This window comes from Pseudonocardia asaccharolytica DSM 44247 = NBRC 16224 (assembly GCF_000423625.1).
GTDB classification, from domain to species: Bacteria; Actinomycetota; Actinomycetes; order Mycobacteriales; family Pseudonocardiaceae; genus Pseudonocardia; species Pseudonocardia asaccharolytica.
Genome location: NZ_AUII01000014.1, coordinates 1 through 20,681, shown reverse-complemented (window position 1 = coordinate 20,681; position 20,681 = coordinate 1). Strand labels below are relative to the sequence as shown.

Annotated in this window: 19 protein-coding genes; 9 read left to right on the top strand and 10 right to left on the bottom strand. The window is 71.9% G+C overall.

Going from position 1 to position 20,681, the window contains the following annotated elements:
• The 5 genes from G567_RS0115785 to G567_RS0115765 are packed head-to-tail and all read left to right on the top strand — an operon-like array spanning position 1 to position 6,473.
• Positions 1 to 1,113 carry an S-methyl thiohydantoin desulfurase family protein gene (locus tag G567_RS0115785; RefSeq protein ID WP_028930752.1) on the top strand — a complete coding sequence of 371 codons (1,113 nt, stop codon included), beginning with the start codon at positions 1 to 3 and terminating at the stop codon, positions 1,111 to 1,113.
• On the top strand, positions 1,110 to 1,985 hold the full coding sequence (locus G567_RS0115780) for an FAD binding domain-containing protein (protein ID WP_051233155.1): 876 nt from the start codon (positions 1,110 to 1,112) through the stop codon (positions 1,983 to 1,985). The genes G567_RS0115785 and G567_RS0115780 overlap by 4 nt, the downstream gene beginning before the upstream one ends.
• Complete coding sequence (locus tag G567_RS0115775) at positions 1,985 to 2,458, top strand: (2Fe-2S)-binding protein (RefSeq protein ID WP_028930750.1); 474 nt, start codon at positions 1,985 to 1,987, stop codon at positions 2,456 to 2,458. Before G567_RS0115780 ends, G567_RS0115775 begins: the two co-directional genes overlap by 1 nt.
• On the top strand, positions 2,455 to 4,785 hold the full coding sequence (locus G567_RS0115770) for a xanthine dehydrogenase family protein molybdopterin-binding subunit (protein ID WP_051233153.1): 2,331 nt from the start codon (positions 2,455 to 2,457) through the stop codon (positions 4,783 to 4,785). The genes G567_RS0115775 and G567_RS0115770 overlap by 4 nt, the downstream gene beginning before the upstream one ends.
• Positions 4,782 to 6,473 (top strand): PucR family transcriptional regulator, encoded by a 1,692-nt coding sequence (locus tag G567_RS0115765; protein WP_147201201.1) that lies wholly within the window; start codon positions 4,782 to 4,784, stop codon positions 6,471 to 6,473. Before G567_RS0115770 ends, G567_RS0115765 begins: the two co-directional genes overlap by 4 nt.
• A 232-nt stretch (positions 6,474 to 6,705) precedes the next feature.
• Here the strand turns inward: G567_RS0115765 and G567_RS0115760 are convergent, their stop codons facing one another.
• The 5 genes from G567_RS0115760 to G567_RS0115740 all read right to left on the bottom strand — a co-directional run bounded on the left by G567_RS0115760 (position 6,706) and on the right by G567_RS0115740 (position 13,172).
• Complete coding sequence (locus tag G567_RS0115760) at positions 6,706 to 8,286, bottom strand: helix-turn-helix domain-containing protein (protein WP_028930747.1); 1,581 nt, start codon at positions 8,284 to 8,286, stop codon at positions 6,706 to 6,708.
• The gene (locus G567_RS0115755) at positions 8,283 to 9,329 is read right to left on the bottom strand and encodes an S-methyl thiohydantoin desulfurase family protein (RefSeq protein WP_028930746.1); all 1,047 of its coding nucleotides are present in this window, start codon (positions 9,327 to 9,329) and stop codon (positions 8,283 to 8,285) included. The genes G567_RS0115760 and G567_RS0115755 overlap by 4 nt, the downstream gene beginning before the upstream one ends.
• A gap of 71 nt (positions 9,330 to 9,400) precedes the next feature.
• A complete protein-coding gene (locus G567_RS0115750) occupies positions 9,401 to 9,892 on the bottom strand; it encodes a (2Fe-2S)-binding protein (protein WP_028930745.1) in 492 nt (163 codons plus the stop codon).
• The gene (locus tag G567_RS0115745) at positions 9,889 to 10,770 is read right to left on the bottom strand and encodes an FAD binding domain-containing protein (protein WP_028930744.1); all 882 of its coding nucleotides are present in this window, start codon (positions 10,768 to 10,770) and stop codon (positions 9,889 to 9,891) included. The genes G567_RS0115750 and G567_RS0115745 overlap by 4 nt, the downstream gene beginning before the upstream one ends.
• Positions 10,767 to 13,172 (bottom strand): xanthine dehydrogenase family protein molybdopterin-binding subunit, encoded by a 2,406-nt coding sequence (locus G567_RS0115740; protein ID WP_028930743.1) that lies wholly within the window; start codon positions 13,170 to 13,172, stop codon positions 10,767 to 10,769. Before G567_RS0115740 ends, G567_RS0115745 begins: the two co-directional genes overlap by 4 nt.
• A 307-nt stretch (positions 13,173 to 13,479) precedes the next feature.
• Here G567_RS0115740 and G567_RS0115735 point away from each other — a divergent pair, with 307 nt between their 5' ends.
• The 4 genes from G567_RS0115735 to G567_RS34320 all read left to right on the top strand — a co-directional run bounded on the left by G567_RS0115735 (position 13,480) and on the right by G567_RS34320 (position 16,651).
• On the top strand, positions 13,480 to 14,475 hold the full coding sequence (locus tag G567_RS0115735) for an LLM class flavin-dependent oxidoreductase (RefSeq protein WP_028930742.1): 996 nt from the start codon (positions 13,480 to 13,482) through the stop codon (positions 14,473 to 14,475).
• A gap of 34 nt (positions 14,476 to 14,509) precedes the next feature.
• Positions 14,510 to 15,517 (top strand): glucose-6-phosphate dehydrogenase (coenzyme-F420), encoded by a 1,008-nt coding sequence (gene fgd, locus G567_RS0115730; protein WP_028930741.1) that lies wholly within the window; start codon positions 14,510 to 14,512, stop codon positions 15,515 to 15,517.
• Between the two features lie 252 nt (positions 15,518 to 15,769).
• Complete coding sequence (locus G567_RS32225; RefSeq protein ID WP_028930740.1) at positions 15,770 to 16,282, top strand: IS110 family transposase; 513 nt, start codon at positions 15,770 to 15,772, stop codon at positions 16,280 to 16,282.
• Between the two features lie 66 nt (positions 16,283 to 16,348).
• Positions 16,349 to 16,651 (top strand): hypothetical protein, encoded by a 303-nt coding sequence (locus G567_RS34320; protein ID WP_028930739.1) that lies wholly within the window; start codon positions 16,349 to 16,351, stop codon positions 16,649 to 16,651.
• On the opposite strand, the gene G567_RS37210 is transcribed toward G567_RS34320, so the two are convergent.
• The 5 genes from G567_RS37210 to G567_RS29215 all read right to left on the bottom strand — a co-directional run bounded on the left by G567_RS37210 (position 16,594) and on the right by G567_RS29215 (position 20,485).
• Positions 16,594 to 16,755, bottom strand: a complete 162-nt coding sequence (locus tag G567_RS37210) for a transposase (protein WP_084796175.1) — start codon at positions 16,753 to 16,755, stop codon at positions 16,594 to 16,596. The two genes, G567_RS34320 and G567_RS37210, sit on opposite strands and share 58 nt — an antisense overlap.
• An 18-nt stretch (positions 16,756 to 16,773) precedes the next feature.
• Positions 16,774 to 17,151, bottom strand: coding sequence for a hypothetical protein (locus G567_RS0115715; RefSeq protein ID WP_028930738.1), 378 nt, complete (start codon positions 17,149 to 17,151; stop codon positions 16,774 to 16,776).
• Positions 17,148 to 17,969, bottom strand: coding sequence for an IS21-like element helper ATPase IstB (gene istB / locus G567_RS0115710; protein WP_028930737.1), 822 nt, complete (start codon positions 17,967 to 17,969; stop codon positions 17,148 to 17,150). The genes G567_RS0115715 and istB overlap by 4 nt, the downstream gene beginning before the upstream one ends.
• Positions 17,966 to 19,636 carry an IS21 family transposase gene (gene istA, locus G567_RS0115705; protein WP_028930736.1) on the bottom strand — a complete coding sequence of 557 codons (1,671 nt, stop codon included), beginning with the start codon at positions 19,634 to 19,636 and terminating at the stop codon, positions 17,966 to 17,968. The genes istB and istA overlap by 4 nt, the downstream gene beginning before the upstream one ends.
• 201 nt (positions 19,637 to 19,837) lie before the next feature.
• Positions 19,838 to 20,485, bottom strand: a complete 648-nt coding sequence (locus G567_RS29215) for an IS5 family transposase (RefSeq protein ID WP_211223945.1) — start codon at positions 20,483 to 20,485, stop codon at positions 19,838 to 19,840.
• Positions 20,486 to 20,681 lie beyond the last annotated feature (196 nt).

The following is a 20,681-nucleotide window of genomic DNA, read 5'->3' as shown; positions in this document are numbered from 1 at the left end:
ATGGCCTTTCAGCTGACGGTGGACGATCTTCCCGACCTGGTGCGGGGGGCCGCGCTGCTCGGCACCGGCGGCGGGGGCGATCCGCAGATCGGCCGAGTGCTCGTCGCCCACGCCCTCGGCGAGCGATCGATCACGATCCTGAGCCCCGAGGACCTCGACGACGACGCGCTCGTGATCCCGACCGCGATGATGGGCGCGCCCAGCGTGCTGCTGGAGCGGCTTCCCCGGGGCACCGAGCCGGTCGACGCGCTGCGTCGGCTGGAGGCCCAGATCGGCCGGCCGGCCAGCGCGACGATGCCCATCGAGTCCGGCGGCATCAACTCGACCATCCCGCTGCTGGTCGCCGCGCAGACCGGGCTGCCGGTGGTCGACGCCGACGGGATGGGACGCGCCTTCCCCGAGTTGCAGATGGAGACCTTCGCGATCTACGGCATCGACGGCTCGCCGCTGGCGATCGCCGACGAGCGCGGATACACCGCCGTGGTCGACACCGGGGCTGACAACCGCAGGATGGAGGCGTACGCCCGCGCCGTCACCGTGCGCATGGGCGGCGTCGGATACATCGCGGAGTACGCGATGAGCGGCGCCGACGTCAAGCGCACCGCGATCCCCGGAACGCTCTCCCTCGCGCTGCGGCTCGGCCGCACCCTGCGGGAAGCGCGGGAGGGGCACCGCGATCCGATCGACGCACTCGCCGAGATGCTGCCCGACACGCTCTACAGGCACGGGAGCAGGCTGTTCACGGGCAAGGTCGTCGACGTCGACCGGCGGACCGAGGGCGGGTTCACCCGCGGCGTGGCCCGGCTGGCGGCCTTCGAGTCCGACTCGTCGTGCGAGGTCGAGTTCCAGAACGAATTCCTCGTGGCCAGGGTCGACGGGCAGGTGCGGACCGTCGTTCCGGACCTGATCACGGCGCTGCACCTGGAGACCGGCGAACCGATCACAGCCGAGTCCCTGCGTTACGGGCAGCGCGTGTGCGTCTTCGCCATCGCCACCCCCGAGATCATGCGGACCGCCGCGGCGCTGGAGGCGTTCGGACCGCAAGCGTTCGGACTGGCCGAGGAGTTCGTCCCCGTCGAGCACATTTCGGCACCACTGGGAGGTGGCGCGTGAGCATCGTCTTGACTCGTCCCGAGGTCCGCCACGCATCCTCGGTCGAGGAGGCGGTGGGTTGGCTGGCCGAACTCGGTGCCGGCGCGGCACCGCTCGCCGGCGGGACGTGGGTGATGCGCGCCGAGCAGCGCGGCGAGCCGCTCACGCAGACCTACGTCGCGCTCGGCCGGGTCCCCGAACTGCGCGCCGTCACCGGCACCGACCCCGTCGTCGTGGGAGCGCTGACGACGCATACCGCGCTCGCGGGCCTGGCCGGGCCGCCCGCCCTGGACGCGCTGCGCCAGGCGGCGCACCACTCCGCGTTCCCGCAGGTGCGCAACGTCGCGACGCTGGGTGGCAACATCGGCGCCCGCGGGTTCGTCGAGGCAGACCTGGTGCCGGCGCTGCTCGCGCTCGAGGCCCGGCTGGTCCTGGCCGGCCCGGACGGACGCGCGACAGTCGATCTCACGAACTACCTCGCCGATCGAGACGCCCGCCCGGCCGGGGAAATCATCGTCGCCGCCGAGCTCCCGGTGGCGACGACCCGGCGTTCCGGTTACGCGCGGCTGACGGTGCGCGGCGGCGGCGAGTACGCCATCGCCTCGGTGGCGATCTCGGTCGATGCCGCAGCCGACGGCACGGTGACCGACGCCCGGGTGGCGGTCGGCAGCGTGGAGCCGCTCGCCCGGCGGTGCCCCGCCGCGGAGGCCGCGCTGCGCGGGGCTCCGCTGTCGGCGGTCACCGCCCGCGCCGCAGGTGCGGCCGCCGCGGCCGAGTGTTCGCCACGCAGTGGGCTGGACGCACCCGGCTGGTACCGGACCGCGGTATTGCCCGGCCTGTTCGAACGCGCCGCCACGCGAGCCGGTCACGACGTCGTCACCACGGAGGCCTGATGTCCTACGAACTGTCGGTCAACGGACGTCGTGAGTCCGTCGATGTGCCCGGTATGACCCCGCTGCTCGACGTGCTGCGCGACGAACTGTCGTTGCGCGGAGCCAAGAAGGGTTGCGCGGAAGGCCGCTGCGGCGCGTGCACGGTCCGGCTGGGGGATCGGACGGTGGCGTCGTGCCTGCTTCCGGTCGCGGTCGCGACGGACGAGCCGATCTCCACGGTGGAAGGGGTGGCCGCGCCGGACGGTCCGCTGCACCCCGTGCAAGAGGCGTTGCTGGAATGCGGCGGGGTGCAGTGCGGGGCGTGCACTCCGGGCATGGTGATGACCCTGTGCGATCTGCTCGAGGCCGATCCGGACCCCGACGCCCAGTCCGTGCGCCAGGCGCTGGTCGGGAACATCTGCCGGTGCACCGGCTATCACAAGATCGTTGAGGCCGCGCTGTCCGCGGCCGCGGCACTGCGGGAGGCGCGATGACCACGGCGGGTGGGAACGGATCCGGCAGCGGTGCGATCGGCCGTCGTGTCCGGCGGGCAGACGGCGAGCCGAAGGTGCGCGGCTCCGCGATCTACGGAATGGACCACATCGAGCCCGGCATGCTGCATGCCGCCGTCCGCCGGGCCGAGGTGCCGGCCGCCCGGATCGTCCGGCTGGACACCACCGCAGCCGCGCGGATGCCCGGCGTCCGAGCCGTCGCGACCGCGGCGGACGCCCCGGGGCTGTCCGGCATGCTGGTACTCAAGGACCAGTCGGTCTTCGCCTCCGAGGTGATCCGCTACGTCGGTGAACCGATCGCGGCGGTCGCCGCCGACACCCCGGCGCAGGCCGCGGCCGCGGCCGCGGCGATCGAGCTGGAGCTGGAGCCGCTCGACCCGGTCCTCGATCTCGACACGGCGCTCGACAGCGGCACCCGGCTGATCCACCCGGACTGGGAGAGTTACCAGACGTTGGTGCCGGGGCCCAGGGGCGGGAACCTCGCCTGGGAGGCTCGCCTGGAGCGCGGGGACGTCGCGGCCGCGTTCGCGTCCGCATATCAGGTGGTCAGCGACGAGTTCCGGGTGCCGCGCCAGCACCAGAGCCCGATCGAACCGCATGCCGCGGTCGCCCGGTACGACCATGGCCGGTTCACGGTGCACACCCCCAGCCAGTTCCCCTACCTGGTCCGGGGTCGGGTCGCCGAGCTGCTCGGCGTCCGGCCGTCAGCGGTGCGGATCGTCGTACCGACGATCGGGGGTGGCTTCGGTGGCAAGCTCGATGCCCTGCTGGAGCCGCTGGCCTGCGTGTTGGCGCGCAAGGCGGGGCGTCCGGTGCAGGTGCTCAACACCCGGGCCGACGAGCTGCGCACGGCGGGGCCGCGGGAGAATGCCATTGTCCGGCTGCGCACGGCGGTGGACGCCGACGGCCGGATCCTGGCGCAGGACGGGCACATCCTCGCCGACAACGGCGCCAACAGCAGCGGCGAGACGGTCGCCTGCGCCGGGGTCGCACCCCTCGCCCTGGGCGGGACGTACCGGATTCCGGCGGCGCGTTATCTGAGCCAGGTCGTCTACACCAACACGCCGCCGACTGCGGCGTTCCGCGGGGTGAACGGCCCGTACTGCATCTACGCCCAGGAGATGCACATGGACCACATCGCCCGCGAGCTCGGGATCGACCGCCGCGAGATTCGGCTGCGTAACGTTCTGCGCCCCGGCCAGAAAATGGTGAACGGGCAGGTTCTCTCCGACGCGTTCCTGGTCGAGGCGCTGGAGTCGGTCGAGGCGCGTGCCCCCTGGGCGGAACTGACCGCCCGGTCCCGGCCGCTGCGCGGGGTCGCCGTCGTCCCGGTCACCTGGATCACCAACCCCGGGCCGGCGGAGGCCTCGCTGAAGCTGGCCGAGGACGGCACCGTGATGGTGACCTGCGCGGCGGCCGAGATCGGTACCGGCGCGGTCACCACCGGGGTTCGGCAGATCGTCGCCGAGACGTTGTCGGTCCCCATCGAGGACGTGCTGATCAGCGCCCCGGACACCGACGCGGGTGGCTACGACCACGGCGCACAGGGCAGCCGCACCACCTACGGCATGGGCAAGGCGGCCGGGGACGCGGCCGAGCAGGTCCGTGACCAGATCCTGCAGACCGCCGCCGATCTGCTCGAGGCGTCCCCGGAGGACCTGGAGCTCGTCGGCGGCCAGGTGCAGGTCGTGGGCGCCCCGGACGCGGCCGTCACCCTGGCCGCGGTGGGCGCTGCGGCGATGTGGGCAGGTGGCCCGATCTCGGCATCCGGACGGTTCGTCTCGCCGCCGGTCCCGTTCGACGCCGGCTGCATGGCCGGGGCGTTGTTCACACATTTCAGTGCGGCGTCCTACCACGCGCACCTGGCGGAGGTGGAGGTCGACCCGGACACCGGCGTGGTCACGATCCTGCGCTACGTCGTCGCCCAGGACGTCGGACGGGCGATCAACCCGACCATGATCGAGGGTCAGGTTCACGGTGGAGTCGCACAGGGCCTGGGGTACGCGATGCTGGAGAACCTGCGACTCGACGACGCGGGTCGGGTGCTCGACGCCGGTCTGGAGAGCTACCGGCTCCCGACCGCGCTCGACGTCCCGCCGGTCGATCTGGAGATCCTTGAGAACCCGTGCTCGTCCGGGCCGTTCGGTGCGAAGGGCGCCGCCGAGCCGCCGATCGTCCCGGTCGCTGCGGTGATCGCGTGCGCGGTCGCCGACGCCATCGGGCGCCCGATCAACGAGCTACCGGTCTCGCCGTTCGCCGTACTCGGTGCGTTGCGGCAAGGCGCGGACGTCGTCGGAGCGAGCACATGACGCGGATGCCGGCCCCCATGGCCCGGACCGGAACCGGCGGCACCGGGCCGAGCCTCGGTCAGCTGCTCACCGAGATCGCCGGGCCACTCATCGACGTGCTCTGCACGACGCCCGGCGGGCTGGCCGAACCCGTCCGCCGGCCCCACATCTGGGACGCCTGCGACGGGGACGCGAGTTCCTTCGGGGATCTGCGAGCCGGCGATCTGGTCCTGGCGGTCGGGCTCGTGCCGGCCTCGCCGCAGCTGTCCCGGCTGCTCGCCGCGGCGCGGGACGCCGCGGTCGCGGCGGTGGCCATCCGCGGCCTGGTCAACCTGGCGTGGGTCCGCACCGAAGCCGAGCGGCTGGGGGTGACGGTGCTCGTGGTACCCCGCGAACTGGCATGGGATCAGGTGCACGCTCGGGTGCGGACCGTCGCCGCGATCTGGCCGGGTGGCGTCGGGAGCGTCGGCTCGACGTCGTCGGATCTCTACGCGGTGGCGAACACCGCGGCGGCCGCACTCGGTGGGCCGGTGGAGATCGACGACGCGGCGTTGAACCTGCTGGCGTTCTCCAACCTCCCGGGCGAGATCGACGAGCTGCGGACGAGATCGATCCTCACCCGGATCCCGCCGGGTGACTTCCTGACCTGGCTGCGGGAGTCCGGCACGGCGGCCCGGCTCCGGCGGGCCACCGAGCCGCTGCGGATCGGCCCGCCGGGTAGCCGGCCGCGCCTGGTGATCCCGGTCCGCGCCGGCATCGACGTGCTCGGCTACGTCTGGGTCGCCGAGGGCGACGAGCCGTTCGGAGAGCGCCACCACCATGTCCTGGCCGAGGTGGCCAGGGTGGTCTCGGCGCACCTGGTTCGCGAGGGCACGACCGAGGACCGCGATCACCGCAGGCGCGGTGAGCTGCTGGTCGCCGCCCTCGAGGGCAACGCCGACATCTCGGTGCTCGCCGCGCGGCTGGACATGCGACCCGACATCTCCTTCGACCTCGTCGGATTCCGGGCCCGAACCTGCTGGCCCGACCCGACGGTGGATCCGTTCTACGTCCGTAAGCAGCTCGAGCTACGCCGGGAGTTCGCCACCCGGCCGGGTGCCACGGCCGTCGTCGTCGGGGGGCAGGTCTACGCGGCCCTGCCGGGCTGCGACCGCGGTTCCGACGACCTCGGCGCGCTCGCGGAGGAGACCATCACCCTGATCGGCAACCAGCTGGGCTGCGAGCTGGTGGCGGCGATCAACTGCACGCCGCATCCGGTCCCGGGCCTGTTCGACGCCCGGCTGGAGGTCGATCGCGCACTCAAGCTGCTCGCGGCAGATCCCGATCGCGCGATGGCCACCTGCGCCGAGCTGCGGCCACGGGCCACCCTGGCGCTGCTCCGCGAGCTGGCCCAGTCGCGCCCGCAGCTGCTGGCCGGACCGATCCAGAAACTGATCGAGATCGACCGCACGCGTAAGACGGACTACATCGCGACGCTTCGCGCATACTTCGACACCGCCTCCGACCTGACCGAGGCGGCCCGCATCCTGTTCGTGCACCGCAACACGCTGCGCTACCGGCTGCGCCGGATCCGGGAGCTGTGCGGGCTGGATCTGTCCGATCCGGTCGAGCGCCTGATCGCGGAGCTGCAGCTGCGGCTGCTCGGCGGGACCGCCTCCGGTACCGCGGGAGCCTGGGCGACGTCGCCGGACCAGCGGGTGTCGAGCTGAACGGACCGGCGCCTTAGTCCCGACTGCACGAGAAGCTCCTTGCTGGTTCGAGGGATCCGGCGGGCGGTGCCCGACAATGGCAAGGGAACCGGGTGCGGCCCGCCGGAGTCGGGTACTGAGCGCCGTCTCGACCGACGGGATGTCGCGTGGTTTCCATGCTCACCGGATCCGGCGCGGCTGTCATGACAACGGGTGCGATATCGGGCCGTTGGGTTTGTGCATCTCGCACCGCTCAGCTCGAGGGACGGGTCTGCTCCGAGCCGCGCACCACGCGGCAGGCGAGCTGGATCACCAGGCGGTCGTCGGGCCGGGACAGATCGACGCCGAGTGCCCGCTCGGCCCGTTCGACCCGCTGGTTCACGGTGTTGCGGTGCACGCCGAGGAACGAGGCGGCGGCGCTCGCCGAGGACTCCCGGTCCAGGTAGACCTGCAGGGTGTCCAGCAGGACGTCCTCGCCGTCCAGCAGCGGGGCCAACACGGTACGTGCGTAGGAGCTGAACGCCTCCGACTCGTGCCAGCGGGCCAGGATCCGTCGCGCGCCGAGCTCGTCGATGTGCTCGACCGGACTGCGGCGGGAGGTCACCCCGGCGAACAGACAGGCCTCCTCGGCCTCCCGTACGGTCCGCGTGATCCCGGTGTGCCCCTCGTAGGGTCGGCCGACCCCCGCGACGAGCGGCAGCTGGTCGCGCAGGCTCTCCACGGCCTGCGCCACGGCCAACCGGGTGGCCCGGAATGTGGTCGACGGCGGCTCGGTGTCCTCGGTGACCCAGAAGACCCAGCCGTCGGAACGTTCGGCGAGTGCGCCGACGAGCCCCTGCTCCCGCAGGGCCCGGGTCAGCGCGGCGGTCGCGGCGGGCTCCCGCCCGGTGCCGGGGGCGGGCCGCAGGTAGATCCCGGTGTGCCAGCCGTCGAGCCGCCAGCCGATGTGCAGCGCACGTTCCACGGCGCGCCGTCCCAACGTCTGGGTGGCATCCATCAGTTCGGCGAACAACGTGGTGCGGTCCCGCGCGTCCTGCTCACCGAGGATGCGCTGCCGCGCGGTGAGTGCCGCCACCGGGAACGCGGCGATCTTCAGCAGCTGGGTGACCCCGTTCAGCCACGCCTGGTGCGACGGCGAGAGCTGCGTCGCCAGCCAGAGATCGGGCCGTACCGGGTCGTCGACGAACACCGGGGCGAGGACCTGGTGCCCGCCCACCGTCCGAACCACCTGCGGGTAGGACGGCAGTTCGACCTCGGCCAGGACAAAGTTCGTGGGCCCGGCCAGGACCGTGCGGTCCCGGCCGAGCAGCACAACCGGCGCGCGGAGACTCTCGGTGAGTGGCTGCAGGATCTGCTCGGTGCTGGTCGGTACGTCGGGCAGCCGGTGCAGGACCTGGAGGGCGCGCTGCACGGCGAGCCGGGTGGGCTCGAACACGTGTGCGGAGAGCCGGGCGGCGAGCTGCACCGGTTCGCGGGCCGTGACCACGATGACGGGAAGGTCCCGACGGTCGGCCATCTGCCGGGTCGAGCGCAGGATGCGCATCTGCCCGAGCACGATCACGGCGACGGCTCCCTCGAGGTGGGCGGCACGGATCAGTACCTCCAGCTCGTACCCGGCCGGGGCGCGGAAGGTGGCGATCACCAGTGCACCCTGGCTGAGGCCCTCGGTGTTCCCCGCATCGTGTACCACCGCCACGTCGGCGATCTCCCGGTCCAGGCCCCCGTGACCGCCGATCAGCTCGGCGCCGTCGAGCTCGCTGACTCCGAGCAGGTGCTGGACCTGCAGCCGGCGGACGGGCGCCGTGTCGGCCCGGGGTGGGTGCGGCCCGCTCATCCGGTTCGCCCCGGAGCGGCGTAGTCGACGTCGTAACCGAAGGCGCGGGGACCGACCAGGCCGAGCCCGCGCGGTGTCCGCCACTGCGGCGCGCCGGGCAGGGTGAGGACGTCGGCCTCGAGACCGAAGCGGATCTCCTCCGTCGTCAGCGGGCGGACCTGCTCTCGTGCCACAAGGCAGATCAGGTCGGGGACCGAGGCCAGCACCCGGCCCTCCTCGAGCAGCAGGAGGTTTTCGTTCTGGAACTCCAGGCGCATCAGGCGTTCCGCGTCCTCGAGCACCGCGCTACCCCGGGCGAACCGGGGGCCGGTCGATCGCTCGACGTCGACGACCTTGCCGGTGAACAGCAGCCGACCTCCATAGTCGTGCAGCAGGCGCGGCTGGTTGCGGGCGCTGAGAAGCCGACCGACGTCGAGTGCCCTGGAAATGCTGCGCGGGATCGCGGTCCGCGCGAGCAGCTCGGCGCGCTGCGGCGCCAGCGCGATGAGACCCCAGCCACCGACGGTCACCACGGCCGAGCGGGTCAGGCGTTCGGCGGCGAACCCGTCGACGCCGTCGATGACCAGCACCGCGCCCTTCTCGTCGGCCACGACCACCGGTGTGAGGGGTGCCCCGTTGAGGAAGAAGGTCGTCTGCTCCAGCTCGGGGAACGCCCGTCCCATCCCGTCCGCGTCGACCAGGGGCAAGCCGAGCGCGGCCGCGGCAGCCGCCGCCAGCAGGGCGTTGACCCCGGCTGCCTCGAAGCCCAGCACCGCGGCGCACTCCACCCCGCGGTAGCGCTGCGCCGCCGCGACCGCGCGGGCGAACTCACCGCCGTTGAGCGGCTTCTCCTCGAACACCGTCACCGACCCCACCAGTCCCACCGGGATGGCGTACGAACCCGGTGCCAGCTCGGTCAGGGAGACGACGGGGATCGGTCCGCTCCGCTCCAGCTGGTGGCGCAGCAGTGATCGGGCCGATCGGGTGCTGCCGCCGCCGCCGGAACCCATCAGCGCGGCGCCGAGCGCGAGGTGCTCGACGTCGTCCGCGGTCAGCTCCCACATCCGCTACCTATCCCATCACGCCGTGTCGCCGCCGCGTGAAGCATGCGGCGGCGACACGGGTCGGGGAGAGGTTAGCCCCGGTCCGCCGACGAGGCGCGCAGCACCGCGGCCGCGTCCTTCACCGCCTCGACGATGAACTGGTATCCGGTGCAGCGGCAGATGTTGCCGGACAGGCTTTCGCGGATCTCCTCCTCGGACGGGTCCGGGTTGTCGGCCAGCAGCTCACGCATGGTGAGCAGGATTCCCGGGGTGCAGAACCCGCACTGCAACCCGTGGCGGGCCCAGAACGCCTCCTGCAGCGGGTGCAGGTCCGTACCGTCGGCGAGGCCCTCTACCGTCATCACCTCGGCGCCGTCGGCCTGCACCGCGAGGGTGCAGCAGGACCGGGCGGTGCACCCGTCGAGGACGACGGTGCAGGCGCCACAGACACCATGCTCGCATCCGAGGTGAACACCGGTCGCCGCGCAGTCCTTCCGGAGGAAGTCCGCGAGGGTTCGCCGGGCCTCGACCCGGCCGGTGACGGTCCGGCCGTTGACCGTCATGGTGACGTCCAGGCTTGTCATGCGGCGGAGCTCCTCTCGGCCGTGGGGAGCGCCTGCTCCAGGCAACGGCGGGCGAGAACGGCGGTGATCTTCTTGCGGTAGTCGGCAGTGCCGTGGATGTCGTCGAACGGACGTGTCGCCCCGGCGACCTCGGCGGCCGCGGCGCGCAGCACCGCGGGTGAGGGATCCTGCCCGGCCAGCAGTTCCTCGGCCGCCGCGGCCCGGACCGGGACCTGGTCGGCGCCGGCCACCGCGATCCGGGCGGCGGCGATCTCGCCGCTCGCGCCGAGCTCCACGGCGGCGAACACCGCGACGATGGCGAAGTCGCCGTGCCTGCGGGCGAACTCCTGCACCGCCACCCGGGTTCCCGGCGCCGACTTCGGCACCCGCAACGCCGTCACGATCTCGTCGGGGGCCAGTGCGGTGGTGAGGAAGCCCTGGAAGAAGTCGGCGGCGCCGATCGTGCGCGATCCCGACGGCCCGGTGACCACGACGTCGGCGTCGAGCGCGCGGAGCACGGCCGGGAGCTCGGCGGCCGGGTCGGCGTGTGCGGTGCTCCCGCCGACCGTGCCGCGGTTGCGGATGGTCACGTGCCCGACGTGGCGCAGCGCCACCGGCAGCAGCGGAACCGCGTCGGCGATCAGTGATGAGATCTCGACGGTGCGGGCACGGACCATGGCGCCGATCTCGACGTGGCCGCTTTCGTCACGGATGTAGGACAGCTCACCGAGCCCGCCGAGGTCGACGAGCACGGTGGGCTGGGACAGGCGCATCGCGAGCAGCGGGACCAGGCTCTGACCGCCGGCGAGGACCTTGCCGTCCCCGTCGTTCTCGGCCAGGACCTGCACGGCGTGCGCCACGCTCGTCGCGCGGATGTAGTCCAGGGGCGCGGGTTTCATGATTGCTCCTCGACGTCGGTGGCGGTGCCGCCGGCCTCGGCGGCCTCGATCATCGACAGCAGACGCGGCGGGGTGATCGGCAGTTGGACGACGCCGACGCCGAGATCGCGTAGCGCATCGTCGATCGCCGCTGTGATCGCGGACGCGCCGCCGATCGTGCCGGCCTCGCCCATGCCCTTGAACCCGCCGGGGATGTGATCGGCGGTGGTCGTCAGGTGCACGGTCTCGAAGGCCGGCAACTCGGACGCGGTCGGGATCAGATAGTCCATGAACGTCGTGGTCAGCGGCTGCCCGTCCGGCCCGTAGACGATCTCCTCGAACAGCGCGCCACCGATCGCCTGTGCGGCGCCTCCGTGCAGCTGACCGTCGACGATCATCGGGTTGATGACCGTCCCGCAGTCGTGGGCGATCAGGTAGTCGAGCACCTGCACCCGACCGGTCTCCCGGTCGACCTCCGCCAGCACGGCGGTGGTGCCGTAGGAGAAGGCGGTGTTGTCCGGGTCGAGGACGTCGCGCTCCTCAAGCGTGGGGGTTTCGCCGAGCGGCAGCTTGCCGTCGAGGCGGCGGTAGGTGGCGTCGCCGACGTCGCGCATCGACACCGAGCGCCCGCCGACGCCGGTGCCCGCGACGGAGATCCGGCCGTCGGAGATGACGAGGTCGTCGGGTGAGGCCTCCAGTAGCTCGGCGGCCACCCGCAGGACCTTCTCGCGCAGCCGGGTGGACGCGCGCAGCAGCGCACCGCCACCGAGCGCGGCGCCCCGGCTGCCTCCGGTGCCGTATCCGGTGTAGGGGTTGGTCTCGGTGTCGCCGGTCAGCACGGTGACGCTGTCGAGCGGGACACCCAGGGTCTGTGCGGCGACCTGAGCCAGCGCGGTCTGGATGCCCTGCCCCATCGCCGACAGGCCCGAGCGGACGATCACCCCACCGGTCGAGTCGATGCGGACCGACTCCTCGTCGAACCCGGAGTGCTGCAGCCCCGCCTGGTTGAGGATGCGCGAGGGACCGATGGCGCTGATCTCGATGTGGAACGAGTAGCCGATCCCCAGGGAACGGCCCTCCTTGGCCGCTTCGGCCTGACGCTTGGCCCACCCGCGGTCGACGACCGCCCGCTCGGCCGCCTCCAGACATTCCTCGTAGCGCCCGCTGTCGTAGTAGAAGACCGGGCTCGGGTAGGGGAACTTGTCGGGTGCGATGAGGTTCTTGCGGCGGACGTCGTTGGCCGCCATCCCGAGCTCGCGCGCCAGCTTCTCCACGATCCGCTCGTGGGCGATGTTCGCCTTCGGCTGGCCCCAACCACGGTAGGAACCGTACGGGGAGCGGTTGGTCACCACCCCGACGACGGTCACCTCCACGTTCGGAATGTCGTAGGGCCCGGGCATCAGCACGGTGGCAGCCCAGCACGGTCCGATGCCGACCGTGGACAGCTGCCCGCCGAGCACACCGTAGACGGTCCCGCGCATACCGGTGATCGTCCCGTCGGACTTCGCGGCGACCTCGACCTCGATGCGCTGCTCGCGCGAGTGCGCGTTCGCGACGAAGCTCTCCAGCCGGTCCTCGATGATCTTCACGGGTCGCCCGGACCGCTTGGACAGCAGCGCGGCGACGACCTCCTCACCGTAGAAGTCGAACTTGTTGCCGAAGCCGCCGCCGACGTCCGGGGTGCGGACCCGGATGCGCTCCACGGGCAGACCGAGAACCTCACCCAACAGATCGCGTGCGAGGTTCGGCGACTGGGTCGACAGCCAGGCTTCGAGCCGGTCCGTGAACGGATCCCAGGACACGACGGCCCCGCGGGTCTCCAGCGGGGTGCCCATCTGACGCCCATAGGTGATCGTCTCCGACACGATGACGTCGGCCGCGGCGAAGGCGGTTGCGACGTCGCCCTTCGGGACGGTCTGCCGGCAGCTGACGTTGTCCGGCCAGTTTTCGTAGAGCAGCGGAGCCCCGTCGGCGAGCGCCTCGTCGAGCGTGCACGCCGCGGGGAGTTGCTCGTACTCGACCTCGATGAGGCCGAGCGCGTCCTCGGCGACGTACCGGTCGGCCGCCGCGACGGCCGCCACTCCTTGACCGACGTAGCGCACCTTGTCGTGGGCGAGCGCGTACAGGTCGGTCATCCGCTGGTCGGGGATCAGGCGCCAGATCACGGGCTGCGGCAGCGCGCACGCCTGCGCGACCTCCGCGCCGGTGATGACGGCGAACACGCCGGGGAGTTCCAGGGCCGCGCTGACATCGACGCTCACGATGCGGGCGTGGGCGTGCGGGCTGCGCAGGATCGCAGCCTCGAGCATGCCGGGAAGCGCGACGTCGTCGACGAACTGGGCGCGCCCGGTCAGCAGCCGTGGATCTTCCTTGCGGCGCACCCGCGCGCCGATCAGCCCTGGCGGGAGGTGTTGTTCGGTCACGATCAGCCTCCGGTGGCCACGCCGGTTCGTTACCAGCCGGCGCGCGAGAACGGACTCGGTTCTGTCGGCGACTCGGCGCTCTGGCCGAGCCGAGATCAGTCTTGCGACGCACGCCAGACTCGACGGACCGCGTCGTGCTGTCTATTGACAGATCTGGAGAAACTGCGGTGCGGACTTGGTTGGGTCCGTCAGTTGTCGGTTCGGCGGAGCCGGCCGGAGACTACGACGCAGCCGTCATCCGTCTGCCCCGGCCGTCCGCTCCTCGCGTCGTCCGGCACCCGCACCGCATCCGTCCCGAGGAGGCCCCGTGACCGAGACCGCGCCGGTTGGTGTGTTCATCGCGACGTCCACACCGCCCGAGCAGATCGGCCCGATCGCCGCGACCGCCGAGTGCCTGGGCTTCGGCGAGGTGTGGGTGGCCGAGGACTATTTCTGTCACGGCGGTTTCGCCGCCGCGGCCCTTGCCCTGGGCGCCACCCGGCACGTCAAGGTCGGGCTCGGGGTCGTCGCCTCGGTCGCCCGGCACCCGGCGGTGACCGCCATGGAGATCGCGACACTCGGCCGTGCCCATCCCGGCCGCTTCCTGCCGGGCATCGGCCACGGGCTGGGCATCTGGACCGACCAGATGGGGGTGACGGCCACCTCTCCGCTCACCGCGCTGACCGAGTGTGTGGGCGGGGTCCGCAGGCTACTGGCCGGCGAGACGGTCGACGTCGAGGGCAAGCAGTTCACCTTCCGGGCGGTCGCCGCCACCCACCGGGTGGAGGAGGAGATGCCGATCCTGACCGGGGTGCTCGGCCCGAAGTCGCTGAAGCTGTCCGGCCGGATCGCGGACGGAACGGTGATGAGCGTGCTCGCCGGCCGCAAGTACCTCGAGGCCGCCGCCGCGCACATCCAGTCCGGGATGCACGAGTCCGGCCGGACCGATCATCTGATCCCCACGTTCGCGCTGTTCAGCGTCGCGAAGGACAGCAGGGCCGCGAAGGCGGCCGTGCGGCCGACACTCGCCGCCTACCTCGTCGCGGTGGGGCCACACAACGCGCTGACCGCGCCGTACGGTTACAATGACCAGCTCGCCGAGTTCCTCACCGAGGGCGGCGCCGAGCACATCGCGCGGGTGATGCCGGAGGAGTGGGTCGATGAGCTCACCGTGGCGGGTGACCCGGACGAGGTGGCGGCCCGGATCCGCGACCTGCGCACCGCCGGCGCGACCAGCGTCGTGCTCTCCCCGGTGAACGCGGCGACGGCCGAGGCCGAGCTCGAGCTTGCGTCCGAGGCCGTGCTGCCGCAGCTGACTCGATGACGGCCCGGCCCGGTTCGACAGGAAGGTTCGATACGTGGCGTTGAAGATCGGTTACAAGGCCTCGGCCGAGCAGTTCGGTCCCCGGGAGCTCGTCGAGTTCGCGGTGCGGGCGGAACTGGTCGGGCTCGACAGCGTGGTGGTCTCCGATCACTTCCTGCCGTGGCGGCACAACGGCGGCCACGCGCCGTTCTCGCTGGCCTGGATGGCAGCGGTCGGCGAGCGCACCAGCCGGGTGCAGCTGGGCACGAGCGTGCTCACGCCGACGTTCCGGTACAACCCGGCGGTGCTCGCGCAGGCATTCGCCACGATGGCCCTGCTCTGCCCGGACCGGGTCATGCTCGGGGTCGGAACCGGCGAGGCGCTCAACGAGATCGCGGTGTCCGGCCGGGAGTGGCCGGAGTTCAAGGAGCGGTTCGCCCGGCTGCGTGAGGCGGTGCAGCTGATGCGCGAGCTGTGGACCGGCCAGAGCGTGAGCTTCGAGGGGCAGTACTACCGCACCGTCGAGGCCACCATCTACGACCGCCCGGAGCGGCCGATCCCGATCTACGTCGCCGCCGGGGGCCCGCTGGTCGCACGCTATGCCGGGCGCGCCGCCGACGGCTTCATCTGCACCTCCGGCAAGGGGATGGACCTTTACACCGACAAGCTGATGCCGGCGCTGGCCGAGGGGACACAGGCGGCCGGGAGGTCCGTCGAGGAGGTGGACCGCATGATCGAGATCAAGCTGTCCTACGACCGCGATCCAGGGCGCGCGCGGGACAACTGCCGATTCTGGGCCCCGTTGTCGTTGACCCCCGAACAGAAGCACTCGGTGAGCTCCGCGGAGGAGATGGAGCGCCTCGCCGACGAGCTGCCGATGGAGCAGGTCACCAGGCGGTGGATCGTGACCTCCGACCCGGACGAGGCCGTGGCGCTGATCAAGCCCTACCTCGACGCAGGGCTCAACCACCTCGTGTTCCACGGTCCGGGGCACGACCAGAAGCGCTTCCTGACCCAGTTCAGTGAGGACGTGGTGCCGCGGCTGCGGGCGCTGGTCGGCTAGCCATCCCCTAATGGGCTCTGTCGGGCTTGGTCTGTGCCAGGCTCGGCGCTGGTAGCGGCCAGCGGGTCAGCACTCTCATCCCCAGAGCCTGTGAGTTCTAGGGTCGCCCGCTGGTCGCGAGGAGGCTGGGACTGCTGATGGGATGACGTGCCCCCGGGCGGTGACCGTGGCGGACGGGTGAGCACTCGACCATTGGGGCGCGGTGGTCTCCTCCAGCTGCCGTTGTTGCTGGTAGAGCGCGCAGGAGGCCGGATGACGGTGTTCGTGGGTGATGACTGGGCCGAGGACCACCACGACGTGGAGCTGCTCGGCGACATCGGCAGGCGTGTGGGTCGGGCCCGGTTGCCCGAGGGCATGGCCGGGATGATCCGGCTGCACGAGATGATCGCCGAACACCTCGATGAGGCCGATGTCGACCCCGAAACTGGGAGGCTCGCGGCCCGGGGCAGTGCTGGCCGAGATCGTGCGTCTGGACCGCGCGCATCATCGCCCGGTGGCCGGGACTCTGCGCAGGTCGAAGGCCTGAAGATGATCGCCCGGACCCGTCAGACGCTGATCTGGGACCGCACCCGCCACGTTCAGCGCCTGCGTCAGGTGCTGCGGGAGTTCTTCCCCGCCGCCCTGGATGCGATCACCGCGGGCCGTCGGGAGCTCACCGACCCCGACGCCCTCGAGTTGCTGGAGCGGGCCACGGATCTTCGGCCGGGCAGCCCGGCTGTCCCGGTCGAAGATCGCCGCGATCCTGAAGAAGTCGCGCCGGGGTGACGTCGAGGCCGCGCCGAGCGGATCCAGGCCGCGCCACGGGCCCCGGCGCTGCGGCAACCGGCGGCGTTGGAGTCGGCCTACACGGTCATCGTCGGCACCCGGCTCCGGCTGCTGTCCGGGATCATCGCCCAGCTCCCTCAGTTGGAGGAAGTGCTGGCCGAGGGTTTGGGTCGGCACCCGGATGCTGAGATCTACACCAGCCAACCCGGCCTCGGTGTGATCCGCGGGGCCCGGGTGCTCGCCGAGTTCGGCGACGATCCGCACCGCTACCGCGATGCGAAGTCCGGTAAGAGGGCATCTTGGAACTCGCGCTACCAGTCGCCGGTGCGGGCGAGGCGGCGTGACATGGTCATGATCATGGAGATGTGAACCATGGCTTCGTGGCGGGCGGGGAGGGTCTCGTAGTCGCGCACGCAGCGGCGGAACTTGCTGGTCCAGGCGAAGGTGCGCTCGACGACCCAGCGGCGTGGCAGGACCTTGAAGTGGCTGTGTCAACCAGAACTGGCCCCGGACTTCTCCTCTGATCTGGCCCCACCCTGGTCTGGCTCGGCGCGGGGAGTTCTCCTCGGAGTTGGCCCCACCCTCTGCTGTGGCAGCAGCGCGAGGCGGGCGCGGGTGGCGGCGGTGCGGGCGTCGGCGGCGATCTGGCGGACTTGCTCGGCGTAGGCGTCGCGGCGGGTGCGGGCGGTGCGGGCGGCGATGCGGGTGAGCAGCTCGGCCTTGCGGGCGAGGAATGCCGCTCGGTCCGCGGGGTTCGGCCCGTCGGGGGCGCAGCGGAGCTCGGCGAGGTGGTGGAGGAACTCGGCGATGTCGCGCGCGGTCACCGCGTCGTAGCCGTCGTGATCGCCGCCGAGGTGATCGTCGCTCATGTGGTGGTCCTGTCCCGGTCGCGGGCGGCGGCCTTGGCGCGGGTGCGCTGGGTGGTGCGCAGCCGGTAGGACTCGGTGCCGGTTTCGATGATGTGGGCCTCGAAGGTGATCCGGTCGACAATCGCGGCGCAGAGCCGGGGGTCGGTGAAGGTGCGGGCCCATTCGGAGAACGCGGAGTTCGACGCGACCGCGATCGAGGCGCGTTCCTCGCGTTCGGTGAACACCTGGAACAGCAGTTCGGCGCCGCGCCGGTCGAGTTCGAGGTAGCCCAGTTCGTCGAGGCAGAGCAGGTCGACGCGGCCGTAGCGGGCGATGGTGCGGGACAGGTGCTTGTCGTCGGCGGCCTCGACGAGCTCGTTGACCAGGGCGGCGGCGGTGACGTAGCGGACCTTGTAGCCGGCCTCGGCGGCCGCGATGCCCAGCCCGATCAGCAGGTGGGACTTGCCGGTGCCGGAGTCACCGATCAGACACAGCGGCTGGCCGGCGCGGATCCAGGCGCCCTTGGCCAGGGTGTGGATCAGCCCGGGATCGACCAGCGGGTTGAGGGCGAAGTCGAAGTCGACCAGGCGTTTGGCGCGGGGGAACCCGGCCTCGCGGATCAACCGCACCTTGCGGCGGTCCTCGCGTTCGTCGCACTCCATCGACAGCAGCTCGACCAGGAACCCCTTGTAGCCGGCCTTCTGCCGGGCGGCGGCCGCGGCGATCCGGGCGTGCTGGGAGCGGATGGTGGGCAGCCGCAGGATCCGGCAGGCCTGCTCGATCGCGGCGTCGGCCGCGGCGTCGGTGAGCTCATCGCGAGTGGCGGGCGGGCGGGTCATGAGCTGCGCTCCTGTCCGGTCCGGTGGGCCAGCAGCTGGTCGTAGTCGCGCACCGACGGCGCCGGCCGCCCGTCCGCGGGCAGCCCAGACAGCGAGGCCGCGCGGCGCCGCGCGCCCAGGGTCACCACCGCCGCTCGCGATCGCTGCGGCCCGGCCGCCGGTGCCCCCGCCGCCGGTGTCATCGAGGTCCCGGTCGTCGTCCCGGTCGCGGTGGTGTGCTTGCGGGCCTCGATGGCCACCGCGTCGGCGGACACGCTGCCGGCCGCGACCGCGGCGCGGATCCCGGCGAGCACCGCGGCCTCCGGGAGCCGCCGGTGCAGCAACAGCACCTCGATCAGGGCGCGGGTGCCGGCGGCGTCGCCGTGTTTGCCGCGGGCGGCGGCCCAGAACGCCTCGTGCGCGGCGGCGAACCGGCCCGCGGCGCGAGCCTGGGCCAGCGCGGTCGAGCCGGGTAGCGCGCCGGGCTTGCCGAGCAGGATCTCCAGGTAGTGGTCCAGCTCGAGCCGGCACTCGCCGCGCGCGATCAGCCGGGGATGGGTCGCCACCCGCCGCGACCCATCGAACACCTGCAGTTCCGAGGCCGACAGCGCGACCCGGACCCGCGTCCCGATCAGCCGGGCCGGCACCGAGTACTGGCACTGCCGGACCATGATCTTCGCGTAGCGGTCCACCCGGGCGGTCAGCGACAACGCGGTGTCGAACCGCTCGGCCGGCAGCGCCACCAGCAGCGGCGCCTCGACCGCGAACGCCTCGCCCACGGTCTGCGCGCGGCCGTCGATGCGCCGGGCGTCCTCGCTCGCGTCGGCGGCGGCGAGCCGGTTGTTGAGCTCGGCGAGGGTGTCGACGGCGGGCACGGGAACCAGATGGGTGCGGCGGAACCGGCCGCCGTCGCCTTCCACTCCGCCCTTCTCGTGCGCGCCGTCCTTGCCGGGCAGGCAGTAGAACGCGGTGAACCCGTAGTGCGCGCGGAACGCCAACCAGCGCCCGGACTCGCTGCGGGTGCGCCCGAACAGCACCCGGTGCACCGCCGACCGCAGGTTGTCGTAGCGGATCTTGTCGAACGGGACCCCGCCGAGGACCTCGAACGCAGCCACGTGCCCTTCCAGGAACGCCTCCTGGCCCTGCGAGGCGAACACCCGGTGCACCGCCCTGCCCGAGTGCGACAACCGCAGCGTGAACAGGAAACACTTGGTCATCTCACCCGCCAGGCGCACCCACAGATCGGCGAAGTCGACCTCGGCCTCCGCGCCCGGCGGGTGGCACTGGGGCACGAACCCGGCCACCACGCCGGCCCGGGCGGCGTCCCGCGCCGCCGCCTCCGCCGCCAGCTGTGGACGGCGCCGGTGCACGTACTTCGCCACATACGAGTACGACACCTGCGCGTGGTGCTCGGCCCGGAGCCGCTCGAAGACCCGCTTGGCGGTGTGCCGCTGCTTGCGTGGCGCACTCAGATCCTCGGCCAGCATCGCGTCGATCGCGCCGCGCACCGTGTCCAGCACCAGGGTGCGCCGCGGCGGGCTCCTGCGCGGCGGCGGTATCGGCGAGTCGATCGCCTCCCGCACCGTGCGCCGGTGCACCCCGTACTTGTCCGCCAGTCCCCGAACCGACATCTGGTTGCGCTGCCAGTCGAACCGGATCGCCGCGTACAGCTCCACCCTCGACCCCATCCCGACCCCCGCGACGTGAGCGGACGGACGAGCACCGACAGACCCACGATCCGCCCGTACCGGCGATCCACCGCGCAACCCCGCGGCGTGTCGCCCGCCGACATCACCGCGGATGGGGCCAATTCCGAGTGCTACGCCCGCACCGCCGCCAGCCCCAGGTGGGGCCAGAACCGAGGAGAACGGTGGGGCCAGTTCAGAGTGCTACAGCCACTTGAAGCCCTTGACGTCGTCGGTGCGCTTGACCACCTCGACGGTCAGGGACAGCACCTTCTTGGCCCACACGACCAGTCGTCCGGCGGAGCCGCCATCGGCCCAGACCAGGCTGATCCTGGAGAACCGGCTGGCCAAGGCGGTCAACAGGCGGTGGCCGGCGTCGCGGTCCTGGACCCCGGCGATGGTGACCACGACCGCGAGCAGCAGCCCGCCGGTGGCCACCGCGATGTGGCGTTTGCGGCCGTTGATCTTCTTCCCGGCGTCGTAGCCGCGGCTGCGGCCCGGAACGGTGTCCGCGCCGCGCACCGACTGGGAGTCGATGATCGCCGCGGTGGGCAGCGGGTCGCGGCCCTCGTGGACCCGCACGAGATCGCGTAGTGCGTCGTGGATCTGCTGCCACGCGCCCTGGCGGGCCCAGCGGGTGAAGAGGCCGTAGACGGTCTGGTGCGGCGGGAAGTCGTGAGGCAGCGCTGCCCAGGCGATACCACCCCTGACCAGGTAGAAGATCGCGTCGAGCACCAGCCGGCGGGGGTGGGCCTCCGGGCGTCCGCCCCGACCCCGCGTGTTGCCCGGTGCCGGCAGCAGCGGCTCCAGTACCGACCATTGGGCGTCGGTGATCGACGACGCGGGGTACACCGCGCACGGGGTGGCCGGGCCCCGATCGTGGACCGGGCATGACACACACGGGCAGACGGGCGAAGATGGCACCTGAACTCCTGGTAGCGCGGCTGGCGTAGACAACCGACCGCCCACCAGGAGTTCACTCATGATCGGCTCAGGCGCGCCGAGCGACCCGCAGCTGTGATCAGACCGAGCCCAAGGTCAAGTTCTA